This is a genomic window from Williamsia muralis NBRC 105860 (assembly GCF_001598915.1).
Taxonomy (GTDB): domain Bacteria; phylum Actinomycetota; class Actinomycetes; order Mycobacteriales; family Mycobacteriaceae; genus Williamsia; species Williamsia muralis.
The window spans coordinates 525002-538594 of record NZ_BDAP01000001.1; the positions used below are offsets into that span (position 1 = coordinate 525002).

Below are 13593 nucleotides of genomic sequence, written 5' to 3' on the forward strand. Positions count from 1 at the left end.
ATGAGGTAAAAGAATGTTGACAGCACGTTTCTCCTTTCGTATCTGATACGGTTCTGGGCCGGGAATCGTGACCTATGCGGGCCGTTGCATTCGGCGGGTTTCTTGCGGGTCGGTACCTGTCCTGGCGGCCTCGCCGCTGTCCAGGGCGGGATGTGAATCAGGTTGTGATGCAGTATCTCCGGCGGTTTTCTCGTCGTTGTTCATCTCGCTGATCTCGCTCTTGAAAATACGCATCGAGCGACCGAGTCCGCGTGCGGCGTCGGGTAATTTTCTCGATCCGAAGAGAACCAGGAAAACAACTACGACGAGAACGATATGCCACGGTTGAAGAGCGTTCATTGATCCCCCTGATGTGCTGATCAGTTCTCGCGCCAGCGCGGCATTCTGTTAGTTGTGGACATGTTTTAATGTCACCCCGGCTGGTTCAGTGATACGCGAACTGTTTCTATGTAACATGAATAGCATGATGTGGCGGCAGTCACAAGAAGAATTGAGAATCCTTTTAGCGGATTGCGACGAGTTCAATTTCTCCGCCGACACCGAGGTGACCGGATTCGTTTCGTGCGGCAGCTTGCAAAGTCATCTGTTTGCGGTCGATGAACGGGCCTACAGGTGGTTCTGGTGATGCCATGCTGAGCGGAGCGTTGGTGATCCGCACCAGCCCGGTGATCGGCTCATGATGAGTGAAGAACTCAGGTCGCGGCTCGGTCGCACGCACCGGCCCCGGCCGTCCATTCCGCGACTGATCGCCGTTGCGCTCTGTGGTGCGCTCGTGTCTTTGGCGGTTTCGGCAGGTGCGGCCGGGCCTGCCTGCGCGTGCAGCTGCCGTGGTTCCACGACAGAGGAAGCCGCACTGGACGCGGATGGTGTCTTTCTCGCCCGAGCCACTGGCAAGGCGTCGTCCGGGTCAGATGACATCTACGAGTTCGCTGTGGCCGAGGTGTTCAAGGGGGAGGTGGACTCTGTCACCACTGTGGGCACCCCGCATGACGGCCCTTCGTGCGGGGTGAGCTTCGAGCTGGGCCGCGACTATCTGCTCTTCGTTGACGCAGGCCTCAGCGAAGGAGTGGGCCGCGGCTGGGAGAGCAACCTGTGCATGGGTCCGGCCACACTGTCGATGTCCGACGTGCGAGGTGTACTCGAACGGGACTTCGGACCACCGCGGCCGCCGAACCCCGCCACGCCGACCCAACTGCTCGATGCCGCCGATGAGGTCCCGGTCAAGAGCAGCTGGTGGACGAGGGTGACGGCGACAGTCCCGTTGCCGCTGCTGGTTGTCGCAGGCGGACTTGTCCTCGCCGCGGTCGGGTGGCTCGTCGTGAATCGGCGGCGGCGGGGAACGCGACCATAGTCTTCGCCGGGGCTAGCCTTTCGTCGCCGGCTCGATCGTCAAGGAACTGATCTGTTTCGCTTTGTCCACCGTGAATCGGTTCGCCAGGTCGACTCGGCCGCCTGGGAAGTTTCCTTCGATGCGGTTGATCACAACGATTGCGTCGGCATGCTCTTCGGTTCGCAACCGTGTTGTGGTGTACGTGAACGACTGCGCGACTTCTGTACGCCAGGAGGCGATTTCGTTGCGACCCCGGTAGGTCTTCCCGTCGTCGACCACGATGGCGTCCTCGGCGAACAGGTCCGCGAGGGCCGCGGGATCGGCGTCCGGGGCGGCATGAAGGTAGTCGGTTACGGCGGTTGGCAGGTCAGTGGTCTCGGATGTCATCTCGATGGTTCCTTTCGCGCGTGATGTTGGTTGCGGACCCCACCCTGGCCGTTCCCCTCAGGGGAAGGTCAACACCCCGGCGACGTCACCGCGAAGGTTGAGGTTCCCCTCAGGGGAAGGGGGAGACTGAGGTGGTGCCCAGTTTGATGACCATCGGTGACTTCAGCCGCGCTACGCGTCTCAGTGCCAAAGCGCTCAGGTTTTACCACCGTGTGGGCCTGCTCGAACCCGCTGCCGTGGACCCGAACAACCAGTACCGCTACTACGGTCGGGGACAGATCGAGGATGCACGGGTCATTCACCATCTCCGCTCGCTCGACATGCCTGTCGAGGACATCCACCGAGCGCTGCAGGCATCCGACGAAGAAACAAAGAACGCCATCATCGCCGACCATCTGCAGCGTATGGAAGAACGGCTGGCGCACACACAGTCCGCGGTGGAGTCGCTACGTCGATTGTTGACGGACCACACACAGCCGGTGCGGATCGAACGACGTGACATCGCGAGCATGTCTGCGTTGGTCATCCGCGACACCATTGATCTGGCTGATCTGGGTGCTTGGTTCACAAGTGCCAACGCGGGCCTCGATGACGTTGTCACGCGATCGAGCATCCCCACCGATGGGCCGCGCGGTGGACTGTGGTCGACCGAGTTGTTCCTGGACGAACACGGCGAATGTGCCCTCTATCAACCGGTTGCGCCCTCGAGTGCACCGCCCGAAGGCGGCCGGGTCGTACTGGAATCACTGCCCGCCGCGACGCTGGCGGTGGCGACGCACCGGGGAAGCGATGCCACCATCGGCGAGGTGTACGCAGACCTCGGTGCTTACGTCAACGAACACGGTATCGGCGCACCCGGCCCGGTGCGAGAGACCTACCTGGAAGGCACTCCCGGACGAGACGGGACAACCGAGATCGGCTGGCCTATCACTGCTTCGGGCGCCAGGATCTGACCACTCACACCGCGGCGACGGTGCCGCAGATGCCGCATTGCTCGAACTGGCGCCGTTTCCACCGCGCGATCGGGATGAAGAACAGCGTGAATTGTTGGTACTGCTTGATCCGTGCCCACTGCGTGGTGTTGTTGCAGTGAGGGCATGTGCGGGTTTGCCCCGGGCCGAGGTGTTTCTGCTTGGTGCCGAAACCAAAGATGAAGAACACGAAGCCCAGCATATAGCTTCCTTCGAAGCCGGCCAGTGGTCTGCGGTGATTGCAGGTCGATCGGGGTGCGGCTGGACAGATGGCCGACGGTGGCGCGGCCGATGACTACTGTCCTACCCCGCGGTCTACCCCTCTGGGTACATCGACAGGCAGGAATACAGACATGACAGGTGCAACGCGCGCGGGCATGACTTCGGTGCAGGCCAACGGTGTACAACTCGGCGTCGAGAGCTTCGGCCGCGAGGCCGACCCGCTGATCCTCCTGGTCGGCGGCACCACGATGTTGTCGTGGCCGGACGCACTGTGTGAACGCCTCGCAACCGGTGGCCGGCACGTGGTGCGCTACGACCTGCGTGACTCAGGAACGTCGACCACCCTCGACCCGGAGAATCCTGCCTACGACCTCCGGGACCTGGCCGCAGACGCGGCCGCGTTGGCAGGGGCGCTCGGGAAACGCGCACATCTCGGCGGAATCGGTGTCGGGGGCATGGTTGCTCAAGTCGCCGCGCTCGACCACCCCGATGTGTTCTCAGCGTTGACACTTGTCGGCACCCGACCGGTGGCGCCGGGTCCGGCAGACGAGGATCTGCCCGAACACAACCCAGCGGTCATGGCCGAACTGTTCTCTCGCCCGATGCCGGATTGGAGTGACAGGGAGGCCGTCGGGACGTTCGCGGCCAAGGGCGCCGAGTCATTGCGCAACGACCCAGCCGAGGCGCGGTCCACGGCGATGCGGATCTGGGATCGAACGCCGTCGCCCGAACCGCCGGTGCAACAGGCGAACCAGCTCGGGATGGTGTTCTCCCGCATCGACTGTGCCCCACGATGGCGGGAGCGGCTCGGTGGACTCGACCTGCCCACCCTCGTGGTGCACGGTCTCCAGGACCCGTTCTTCCCCGTCGGTAACGGCGAGGTCCTCGCTGCCGAAATCCCTGGCGCCCGGCTGCTGGTGCTCGACGACATGGGTACCGCATTGCCACATGCGGCCACCGACCGAGTCGCTTCCGCCATGCCCGCGGTCTGATCGTCAGTTCGTCGTCAATCCGGACAAGGCCTTCCTCAGAGATGTTGCGCACTGGCGGTTGCCGGTTCCGCTGCCCGGTACGCGAGCCATCCACCGAACCGGGTGATGTCCGTAGCGTCGGACAAAGCCGCACGCTCACAACTGAATCCGATCATCGACCGTCCGCCGGTGAGCTGCACCGATCCCAGCATCATCGGCGCGGGCAATGTGGTGAGAAACGACGACAGTTCGGCCGGGGCCATCCGCCAGACGCCTCCGGTGATCGAACTGCCGCCGTTGATCGTGCGCACCAGTCCCGGTTTGGGTGGCGTGGTCGGCAGGGCATAGAGAGCATAGGTGGGGGCGGTGTGATCGGCGCCTACGAATCGCGCTCCCCGGCTTGTCATCTCGTGCTCGAGTGGCTGGCCTGGTAGGTGTGCGCCGACGACGAACACGTCCGACCACGATGCGCCGATGGATTCGATCCACGGCGCCCCTTGTGACAACGGCGGTGTTGCACCCGCAGCTGCAGCCGGCTCTGGCGTCTCGACAACTCGGCGGGCCACGTCGAGGGCGACCGCATCGTGGAAGGCGCCCGCCAGCACAGTGACCCCGAACTGGGCGGGTCCGGCGGTTCCCGCGGGGACGGCGACACCGCACATGTCGAACAGGTTCGCGAAGTTGGTGTAGGTGCCGAGCCACGAGTTCACGCCGATCGGGTCGTCCTCGACTGCTGCGATCGATGGATGTCCTGGAACGGTCGGAACCAGCAGCGCGTCGAAATCCGACAGCAACGCAACGCTTTCGGCGCGCAGACGCTCGAGCCGCTCCAGGTCGCGCGCCATCTGAGACGCCGTCACTGTTCCCGCCGCCGAGATCACGCGGCCGACGGTGGGGTCCACTGTGTCCCGATGCGTGTCGACGAAGGCGCCGACAGCCGCGTGGCGTTCGGCGACAAGTCCACCCTCGTAGAGCATGCGTGCTGCCTCGAGAAATGGTTCGAATGGAATTGCTTGTACAACAACACCGTCCGCGCGCAGTCGGTCCACGACTCGGTCAAAGGCCTCACTCCAGCCCGGGGACATCGCCGGCAACTCGCGCGGTATCGCAACGCGCGGGACGGGAGGTGCGGCCAGTGGTACGTCGTGTGGGAGAGCGCGTGTGCCCTCGCCTCCGGACATGAACCCCATGGCCGTGTTGGCAGTCTCGATGTCTCGGGCCATGATGGTCACCGCATCCCACGATCGGCATGCGGGCACCAGCCCTCGCGTGGACACCAGACCCAGAGTGGGCTTGATCCCGACTATGCCTCCGAGCGCTGCCGGTACCCGGCCTGAACCGGCCGTGTCGGTACCGATCGCGATGTCGGCGAGTCCGAGCGCGACGGCCACCGCCGATCCTGAGCTCGAACCACCCGCGATGTGGTCTGGTCGTCGCGCGTCCCGGACACCTCCGTAAGGGCTTCTCTGCCCGACCAATCCGGTGGCGAACTGGTCCATGTTCGTCGACCCCACGACGGTGGCACCTGCGGCCCGTAGGCGTGCGACCGCGTCGGCGTCAACGCTCGCCGGCGCAGCGGCGTACGAGGGGCATCCGGCGGTGGTCGGCAGTCCGGCGACATCGACGTTGTTCTTGACTGCCAACAGCATTCCCGCGAGCGGGCCCGTCGCTGTCGCCGCGGCCTTGATCACGTCCTCTCGGGCGAGGAGGTCGATCCAGATCTCGGACCGATCGAGTGTGTCCACTGCCTCGAAGAACGCGTCCACTCGTTCGGTCATCCTCGACTCCCAGCGCTGTGTACATGAACCATGGGCTCCAACTCCTCGATCAGGGGCGCAAAGGCGTTGTCCAGGTGAGCGGCGTGAGAAGTGCCGGGCAGAACTCGCACTTTCAGGTCGAGGGCACCCGCCAGTGCGTTGACGGACTCGTGGCGCACACGCGGTGACTTGGCTCCGACGGTGAGGGTGACCGAAGACGAATTGATCGTGAGGGGGCGAGGTTCGAATCGTCGGAACATGGCAAGTTCTCGGGCAACCGTCTCCGAGTTCGATGTGGTCATCGAAGGGTCCCACCCGGGACCGTAGAGCTCGTGGCCGAAACCCGGCACCCCGTGTTCGTCGAACGCGGCGACGACGGGGTCCAGCAATCCTGGCATCAGTGACCCGGCCGCCGGTTCGTGCAGGACCGCCGCGGTCATCGTGACACCGCGGGCAGCCAACTCCAAGCCCAATGTCGCCCCGCCGCTGACGCCGAAGACCACCGCGCCGTCACACAACGGTGCCAGGAACTCGACTTCGGCCGCCAGGTCGCCGGAGCGGGGCCGCTGGGGGATCACGACGTGAAACCCTCTCTCGGACAACACTGTGGATGTCTGCTCCCATACGGGCGGGTCCACGGCCACGCCACACAGCAAGACGGCTCGCGACTGCGTTGTCATGAGGCGGCGAGCGATGCACTCGGGCCCAGCGCCGACAACAACTGCTCCGAGGTGGCAGTCGCGCCGAACACCCCACCCTGCATCGCGATCATGCTCAGCGCCGCCACATGGTGGCCGTGGTCGGTGGCGCCGGTGCAATCCGACAGCACCAGGCACTCGAAGCCACGATCATTGGCCTCACGCATGGTGGTGTGGACGCAGACATCAGTGGTGATCCCGGTGAGGATGAGGTTCGTGATACCCGCACTGCGCAAGATCAGGTCCAGGTCGGTGGCGTAAAAGGCGCCCTTGCCGGGTTTGTCGATGATCGGTTCTCCGGGCAGTGGTGCAACCTCCGGGACGATCTCCCACCCGGGTTCGCCGCGCACAAGGATGCGTCCGCACGGTCCGACCGAACCGATCTCGGCGCCCGCGCGCTCCGAACGCCACCGCTTGTTCTGCGGGAGGTCGGTCAAGTCGGGACGGTGCCCTTCGCGGGTGTGGATCACCAGCATTCCTGCGTCGCGACACGCAGCGAGTACCTGGGCGGTCGGGGCGAGGCCGGCACGGGTCAGCGAGAGGTCGTAACCCATCGAGTCGACGTATCCGCCGGGCCCGCAGAAGTCGACCTGCCAGTCGATGAGTATGAGCGCGGTGCGCCCGACGTCGAGAACACCGTCGTAGGGCCAGGCGTAGGGATGAGCGTCAACGGGGTGCGTGGTCATCGAGGTGTGCCTTCCGAAGTGGTGCTGTACGGGGTGATCTGGGGTGGATCTACTTCGTAGACGACGGTCACGCTGCCGCCCCCGGGTCGTCCCTGATGTTCGGCGCCGCCCGAGACATACACCGCCCCGTCGCCTTTGATGGCCGCAACAAGGGCGCCGACAGCAGCTCGTGCGTGGCGCGTCGCGTTGATGTCAGAGTCGGTGAGCATCGTGTGCCGCAGGTTGCGGATGGTTCCGGACGGATCGGCTTCGGCCTTGACGAACAGCTGTCGAATGCGGCCGCCACGCTCGGACACCAGAGCGGCAGCGGAGAGAAGCGAATCGAGGTCGTAGGCGTCCTTCATCTCGGTGTGCAAGGCGCGCAACGAGTTCGCGGCCTTGTCGCTCTCGCCGACCACCAGCACGTGGCACGATTTCAGTTCGGCTCCGGCACTTGCCGACGCCCGGTTCGACCAGGCGTGGCGCCGTCCCTCGAGTGCAGCCAGAGCGGTGTCGGTGTCGATCTCGTCGAGCGCCAGGGCGATTCCCAGCGAACTCGCTGCGCGCGAACGCGCCATCGACTCATAGGTGTCGTCGCTGACCGGCTCGATGCCGAGGGCACGCAGTCCCGCGATGTCGGTGGAGGTGAGCAGCGGACACTTGACCAGGACAAGGTGCACATCGTCGCCTGCGATGCCGAGTTCGGCGACCAGCTTGGCCACTGTGTCGCGGACCGACTCCATGTGCGCGACGCGCCCCAGCTCGGCCGGGGGGATCGCCGGGGTGGTTCCTGCGGCGGCGACCAGACCACGCTGATGACGGGGATCGACCCGATCGTCGGCCACCAGTAGGTTCACATGCGGTGCGATGACACCTTCGGTGCCTCCCGAGAACACGGTCACCGCAGCTTCTTTGAGGTGGGGTTCCCATGCCGCAGAGGCAAGCGTGCGGCTGAAGTCGTTGACGCAACCGTTGCCCTCGGTCTTGCCGACCACGGCGAGCACATCATCGGTGCCGAATCCGTTGTCGGCCAACAGCTCGAGGGCGCTGATGTCGTCGGGCCCCGTGGTGGGCGCGGTGAGCAGGCGGACTGCGGTCATGCCACGACCTCCTTGTCCGACGTCGGTTCAGCGGTCGGGGTGTCGTCGCCGCGTCGTCGTGGCGGTAGGTGATGGAAGACGATGTTGAGGACAAATGCGGTGATCACAGCGCTGCTGATGGCGTTGCCGAAGATGATCTGCACCTCGGCGGGGAAGTCGGTGTAGATGTCCTTGGAGACCACCGGGATCATCCCTGCGCCCAACGCCAGCGAGACGATCATCAGGTTGTCGTTGTTGCGGTAGTCCACCTTCGACAGGGTGCTGATGCCGGTGCCCGCGACGAGTGCGAACATCACCAGACTGACCGATCCGATGACTGCCCCCGGCAGGCTCGCGATCGTCTCGCCGAGCTTGGGGATCAACGCGAAGATGATCAGGAGCGCACCGGCGAACACCACGACCGAACGGCTCGCGATCTTGGTGATCCGGACGAGACTGACGTTCTGCGCAAAGATGGTGTCGGGGAACGAGGTCCATACTCCCGCGAGTACTGCGGACGCACCGTCGGCGGCCAGGCCGCGGGCGATACGCGGAGGGTCCGCGTCGATGCCGGTGGTCTCGGAGATCGCCATCATGTAGGCGGTCGACTCGATGAAGATCACGATCATCACGATGCTCATGGAGATGATCCCGGCGAGGGGGAATGTCGGTGCGCCGAAGAAGAAGGGTTGCGGGATCCCGAACCACGCTGCGTCACCCACACCGGAGAAGTCCGTCATCGACATCGCCGCAGCCGCGATGGTTCCGAGGACCAGAGCGGTGAGAACGGCTGCCTGCCTGATGAATCCGCGGCCGTAGCGCATCAGGGCGACCACGACGATGATGATGCCCAAAGCCAGCGACAGTCGTTCACCGTCGGCCGGGCCGTCGTCGAAAATCATCGACACTGCTTTACCGATGAGCGACAACCCGATCATCGTCACCGCTGCACCGCGCACGACCGGAGGAAAGAACCGCAACAGCTTGGAGAACGGCACCGCCATGAGAAGAGCGAAGATCCCGGCACCGATCATCGACCCGTACACCGCATTCAGGCCGTATTCCTGCCCGATGAGAATCATCGGGGTGACGGCTGTGAACGAGGCACCTGCCACGACCGGCATCCGCGCACCCAGGATGTTGCCGATGCCGGCGGCTTGGATGATGGTGACGATGCCGGCGATCAGCAGGTCGGCGTTGACCAACAGTCCGATGGTGCGTTGGTCCAATCCGAGTGCGGCACCGAAGACAAGGGGAACGGTGACGCACCCCGTGTACATGACGATCACATGCTGAGCGCCGAAGGCTCCCGTGCGCCACAGGCCGGACATGCTCGGCGTTCGCGACGGGGTAGGTAGGAAGTTTCGCATAAACAATTCGTATACGTTCTGTGTGTCACGGCCGTTATCAACCATTACATTCGAGTTAACGGGCGAGAGTTCGTATACGAAGTGCTACTTGATCAGTCGCCGAACCAGATCTTCGTCTTTCTTCACGTGCTCATCCATCAGATAGCCCGCCTGAAAGGGGGAGCCGTCCAGAACGGCACCGGCAATCGCCGTGTGGTCACGCCAGCATCCGTCGGCCCTGCTCTCCACGTCGCGGTCGAAGACCCACGCGATGCGTCGCAGCGTGTGTTCGAGAGTGCGGGCCAGTTCGTGGTTCCCGGAAGCCTCGGCCATCAGCGTGTGGAAGCGAAGCACCAGGGGAGGGACCTGATCATGTTGCTTCAACCGCTCGGCCTGGGTTCCCGACTCGATGACGAGACGCAGTTCGGCGGCGAACTCACCACCGCTGCGCTCGGCAGCCAGTCGGGCACCGAACACCTCCAGGCCTCGACGGACCTGCATCAACTCGATAGCGTCGGCCCGTGACGCGCCTGACACGGTCGCGCCCTTGTAGCGCTCGAGGTTGACGAATCCTTCGCTCTGCAACTGCGACAGCGCCTCTCGGACCGGTACCCGCGACACCCCGAATCGTTCGGCGAGCATGGGTTCCGGGAGACGGTCGCCCGGTTGCAGCTTTCCATCGAGAACGTCGTCGCGGATCGCTGCAGCAATCGCTTCCCTGGTCGCCGGCTCTCTTGTCATCGCAGCGGCGACATCCGAGTCGGTGTGCATCCGGTCAGGATAGTTGTAATCGCGACTTCGTGGCCTGTGGACCTATCTGGCAGGTCCCGCTGCCCCTGGCGTCCCCGCGCTGGGTGGCTGGTGCAGTCCGAAACGTGTGCCTTGGTCGTCGATGCACTCCGCGAACCGGCCGAACCCGGGCTCCTCGGCACTGGGTCGACCCGGTTGCCCGCCGAGTTCACCTGCGGTCGTCAGCGCGTGGTCGAGGTCGGGAACGCTGAAGTACACAACCACACCGGGATTCGGGTCGTTCTCGTGTAACCCTCCGGGCACACCGCCGGTCTCTATCCAGCCTTCTCGTCCTTCACCCACGGGATGGAAGGTCCATCCGAACAGCTTGCTGTAGAAGACTTTTGCGCGTTCGGCGTCGTCGACGCCGAGTTCGAAGTGAGTGGGTCCAGCAGGCATATGAGCTCCAACGTCGCGGTGAAATGCGGTCGTCGGCCACGTTATGCCGCAGCGAGATACGCGTCTTGTACAAATGTCGGCCGGCGTGGTGGACACCGCCGCCATCCGAATGGACGTCGGCTCAGAACAAATCGGCTCGTTGAGTGCGTTGCCACTCCAGGGGAGTGCACGCCGCGAAATTCTTGAAATCCCGGTTGAAATGGGCCTGGTCGAAATAGCCGCACGACAAGGCCATCGACGACAGCGAGGCAGTCGGCTGGGCCATGAGTTGTTGTGCGGCTCGATCCAACCGCACGATCGAGGCAGCGGCTTTAGGTGTGAGACCGGTCTGCGCACGGAATCGTGTGGCCAGGCGGGAGCGACTCCATCCGGTGTCCGCGAGCAGCTCACCGATCTGCACGCTGCCCGAGGTGCTCTGGAGGCGGTTCCAGACGTAGAGCACCTCCGGATCGGGAGATGGGCCGGATGCCATTGCATCTCCCAAAATCTGGTCCAAGATGCCGAACCGGGCGCCGGCATCCGGCTCGGTGACGAGCTGTTCGACCAGACTGTCGGCCGAGATGTTCAGCACGCTGTCGAGATCGACGATGCGGCCCCCGAAGTCGTCCATCGTGCCGAACAGTTGATAGGCGCCAGGCAAAGAGAGGCGGACCTCGACACAGTGCTGGGCCCCTTGGTGCCAGGTCAGCGCCGGACCACGGCCAGGGCAGCCGACGAAGGCGCTGACCGGACGCAACGACCCGGTCTCGGTAGCACCTGCCGCGTGCACTGCCGACCCCAGCTCGATGATCAGCACAGTGGCGGGCCCGGGAATCTCACGGCGGCTCACCGGCGACACCGAGTGCTCGAGGAACTCGACGTAACTGTCCACCACGCCCCGCAGATGACGCCCGGGCCGTCCTGTCACCGTCTGCCATCGGGTTGTCGAGGACTCGCCTCGTCGGACCGTGATGTCTGGACGTTGCATGAGAGAACCTGTCGTTGATCGAAGCTCATCTCACCCGGCCGACCGCGTTGCGCCGGCCGGAATACCGCGTCGGCCGGCGACTCAGGTCAGGAAGCAGTCGCTGCGGCCAATCGCGCAAGGGTGTCGGTCAGCTGATCCTCGGTGACGAGCGGGAACTTCACCTTCTCCAGGAGCTTCTTGTCGGTGACCTTGGACCAGTCGTACGTGTGCCGGACCAACGTCTCGTTGGGGCCCTGAGACTCCAACTCCCACAACCACTCCCAGCCGGGAGGTTCCGTACCGGCGGGTGCGGTCTTCCATGCCAGCAACTTGTCTTTCGCGTAACCGGAGACGTGGTTGTCGGTCTTGTACTCGCCGCCCATGTGATCGCCCTGCATGTTCATGGTGAACACCTCGCCGACCTGCTGGATCCGATCGGCGTGGTCCACGCCGCGGATGAACCCCGAACCGTCGAGCTCTTGGTGCCGCTCGGGGTTGGAAAGAACGTCGAAAACTGCGTCGACGGGCGCATCGATGGTGCGTTCGACTGTGACCTTCGTGTTTTCGCTCATGCCCCAACACTGCCTAAGAATCGGTGACACGGCAAGGCGGCCCGCGTCGCCCCACCATGTCTGCCCGCGCGAATCGATATGCATTTCGAGTGGACACGTGCACACTGAACGTATGACCCAACATCGTGCGCCCATAGTGGCGGACAACCCGTTGGCGCTGATCATGCTGGCTGAACTACCCGAAGAAGTGTCATCGGCCGCGTCCGGCGAGCAGACGGGCAGTGTGACGCCAGAGATGCTCACCGAGTACATGGCCCTCATCGACCGGCACTGTCCGGCCTCGGCGACGGTGAGTTCGGCGACGTTGCATGCCGCAGTGAACGCACAGCTGGCTGTGTACGCACCGACGATGCCCGAGCTCTGCGCCAGTTACCTCAACAGCCACGGCGGGTTCGGGGCCAACATCTGGGTCAAGGCGGCGGTCCTGCAGCTTCGTGATGCGCTGGTGGACGGACGCACGAGCTAGCCCGTCGGGCCACCGTTCGGCATTCCGCCGGGTGGGGCACCGCCCCCGGGTACCTGGCCGCCCGCGGGTTCGGTGGTGGCGTCCACCCCCACGGCCAGGGAAACCGTGTAACCGCCGGTGACGTCGCCGGTCACCGAGGCCAGCTGGGCGGCACCGGAATCGTCACCGAAGACGTTGTCGCTGTCGAGTCCGACCCGGGTGAGGTTGGCCACGGAATCCTCGTACCCGGCGGTCGCGTAGACGGCGTCGCACACGTTCTGTGGAAGCGCGACCTGCGACGTGGAGATGGCATTGCTGGAATCGGTGATGCTGTTCTGGTCGGGGTAGACCTCGAAATGGATGTGAGGCCAGCGGCCGCTGTAACACGCAGGAAAGATGCTCAGGAACTCGACCTTTCCGGCGGCATCGGCAATCTGGACGCCGCGCAGGAAGTTCTGGTCGGTGACCCCGTCCGAGTACAGGGAGTATCCACCTTCGCGCGTGCAGTGCCACACGTACACAGCGGCGCCCTGCAGGGGGACACCTCCGTCGGCGAGATCGGAGACCGTCAGCTGCAGGGTCATCGGAACCCCGTCGGCAGTCCCGCTGAAGTCGCCGAAACTCGAGCGGATGTCGGTGCGGACGATGCCGCTCTGTTCGAGTACGTCGGGTCCGTTGGACCCGTCCCCGGGATAGGGACCTGCGGTCTCGTCGGGAATTTCGGTCAGTGCCGTCGATGACCCTGTGCTTGTTGTGGTCGATGCAGGCGTCGTCGCCGAGCTGGTGGCCGAGTTCGAGTTGCTCGACCCTCCGCACGCCGCCAATCCGACGGTGGCTGCACCCAATCCGAACACTGCCAGCATCCTGCGCCGACTGAACAACGTATCCACGTCGAAAGCCAACCCCTGGTCGACCACCTCGTCGGCAGGCCGCGGCAGTCGGCGACCCTCGTAGGTCGGTGTCGAATCACGTTGCCTGCGCGGTGTCATGGTGCCTCCTCTGTCGGTCCGGTT

General features: G+C 64.4%; 17 protein-coding genes. 4 read left to right on the forward strand and 13 right to left on the reverse strand.

Annotated features, from left to right (window positions below; translation table 11 throughout):
* Positions 1 to 72: 72 nt before the first annotated feature.
* Positions 73 to 339, reverse strand: coding sequence for a Sec-independent protein translocase subunit TatA (gene tatA / locus WIMU1_RS02550; protein ID WP_062795014.1), 267 nt, complete (start codon positions 337 to 339; stop codon positions 73 to 75).
* A gap of 433 nt (positions 340 to 772) precedes the next feature.
* On the opposite strand from tatA, the gene WIMU1_RS02560 reads away from it, so the two are divergent.
* Entirely contained in the window at positions 773 to 1351 is a 579-nt protein-coding gene (locus WIMU1_RS02560; RefSeq protein ID WP_062795016.1) for a hypothetical protein, read from the forward strand.
* Positions 1352 to 1363: 12 nt separating this feature from the next.
* Here WIMU1_RS02560 and WIMU1_RS02565 read toward each other — a convergent pair whose 3' ends face one another.
* The gene (locus WIMU1_RS02565) at positions 1364 to 1717 is read right to left on the reverse strand and encodes a nuclear transport factor 2 family protein (protein ID WP_062795017.1); all 354 of its coding nucleotides are present in this window, start codon (positions 1715 to 1717) and stop codon (positions 1364 to 1366) included.
* Between the two features lie 134 nt (positions 1718 to 1851).
* Between WIMU1_RS02565 and WIMU1_RS02570 the strand changes: the two genes are divergently transcribed.
* Positions 1852 to 2670: a MerR family transcriptional regulator gene (locus WIMU1_RS02570; protein ID WP_157366781.1), complete on the forward strand. Its 819-nt coding sequence runs from the start codon at positions 1852 to 1854 to the stop codon at positions 2668 to 2670.
* A 4-nt stretch (positions 2671 to 2674) separates the two neighbouring features.
* Here the strand turns inward: WIMU1_RS02570 and WIMU1_RS02575 are convergent, their stop codons facing one another.
* On the reverse strand, positions 2675 to 2890 hold the full coding sequence (locus tag WIMU1_RS02575) for a zinc-ribbon domain-containing protein (RefSeq protein ID WP_062795019.1): 216 nt from the start codon (positions 2888 to 2890) through the stop codon (positions 2675 to 2677).
* A 151-nt stretch (positions 2891 to 3041) separates the two neighbouring features.
* Between WIMU1_RS02575 and WIMU1_RS02580 the strand changes: the two genes are divergently transcribed.
* Entirely contained in the window at positions 3042 to 3902 is an 861-nt protein-coding gene (locus tag WIMU1_RS02580; protein ID WP_245969143.1) for an alpha/beta fold hydrolase, read from the forward strand.
* Positions 3903 to 3937: 35 nt separating this feature from the next.
* Here WIMU1_RS02580 and atzF read toward each other — a convergent pair whose 3' ends face one another.
* The 9 genes from atzF to WIMU1_RS02625 all read right to left on the reverse strand — a co-directional run bounded on the left by atzF (position 3938) and on the right by WIMU1_RS02625 (position 12135).
* Positions 3938 to 5659, reverse strand: coding sequence for an allophanate hydrolase (gene atzF, locus WIMU1_RS02585; RefSeq protein WP_062795021.1), 1722 nt, complete (start codon positions 5657 to 5659; stop codon positions 3938 to 3940).
* On the reverse strand, positions 5656 to 6318 hold the full coding sequence (locus WIMU1_RS02590) for an alpha/beta fold hydrolase (RefSeq protein WP_062795022.1): 663 nt from the start codon (positions 6316 to 6318) through the stop codon (positions 5656 to 5658). Before WIMU1_RS02590 ends, atzF begins: the two co-directional genes overlap by 4 nt.
* Positions 6315 to 7022 (reverse strand): biuret amidohydrolase, encoded by a 708-nt coding sequence (gene biuH / locus WIMU1_RS02595; protein ID WP_062795023.1) that lies wholly within the window; start codon positions 7020 to 7022, stop codon positions 6315 to 6317. The genes WIMU1_RS02590 and biuH overlap by 4 nt, the downstream gene beginning before the upstream one ends.
* The gene (gene atzD / locus WIMU1_RS02600) at positions 7019 to 8101 is read right to left on the reverse strand and encodes a cyanuric acid amidohydrolase (protein WP_062795024.1); all 1083 of its coding nucleotides are present in this window, start codon (positions 8099 to 8101) and stop codon (positions 7019 to 7021) included. Before atzD ends, biuH begins: the two co-directional genes overlap by 4 nt.
* A complete protein-coding gene (locus WIMU1_RS02605) occupies positions 8098 to 9411 on the reverse strand; it encodes a nucleobase:cation symporter-2 family protein (protein WP_120802859.1) in 1314 nt (437 codons plus the stop codon). Before WIMU1_RS02605 ends, atzD begins: the two co-directional genes overlap by 4 nt.
* A gap of 123 nt (positions 9412 to 9534) precedes the next feature.
* Positions 9535 to 10200, reverse strand: a complete 666-nt coding sequence (locus WIMU1_RS02610; protein ID WP_062795026.1) for a GntR family transcriptional regulator — start codon at positions 10198 to 10200, stop codon at positions 9535 to 9537.
* A 42-nt stretch (positions 10201 to 10242) separates the two neighbouring features.
* Positions 10243 to 10617, reverse strand: coding sequence for a VOC family protein (locus WIMU1_RS02615; RefSeq protein WP_062795027.1), 375 nt, complete (start codon positions 10615 to 10617; stop codon positions 10243 to 10245).
* 121 nt (positions 10618 to 10738) lie between these two features.
* Positions 10739 to 11584 (reverse strand): AraC family transcriptional regulator, encoded by an 846-nt coding sequence (locus WIMU1_RS02620; protein ID WP_062795028.1) that lies wholly within the window; start codon positions 11582 to 11584, stop codon positions 10739 to 10741.
* 86 nt (positions 11585 to 11670) lie between these two features.
* The gene (locus tag WIMU1_RS02625; protein ID WP_062795029.1) at positions 11671 to 12135 is read right to left on the reverse strand and encodes an SRPBCC domain-containing protein; all 465 of its coding nucleotides are present in this window, start codon (positions 12133 to 12135) and stop codon (positions 11671 to 11673) included.
* 112 nt (positions 12136 to 12247) lie between these two features.
* On the opposite strand from WIMU1_RS02625, the gene WIMU1_RS02630 reads away from it, so the two are divergent.
* Positions 12248 to 12601: a hypothetical protein gene (locus WIMU1_RS02630; protein ID WP_120802857.1), complete on the forward strand. Its 354-nt coding sequence runs from the start codon at positions 12248 to 12250 to the stop codon at positions 12599 to 12601.
* Here the strand turns inward: WIMU1_RS02630 and WIMU1_RS02635 are convergent.
* Complete coding sequence (locus WIMU1_RS02635) at positions 12598 to 13569, reverse strand: intradiol ring-cleavage dioxygenase (RefSeq protein WP_062795748.1); 972 nt, start codon at positions 13567 to 13569, stop codon at positions 12598 to 12600. The genes WIMU1_RS02630 and WIMU1_RS02635 overlap by 4 nt on opposite strands.
* Between the last annotated feature and the right edge of the window lie 24 nt (positions 13570 to 13593).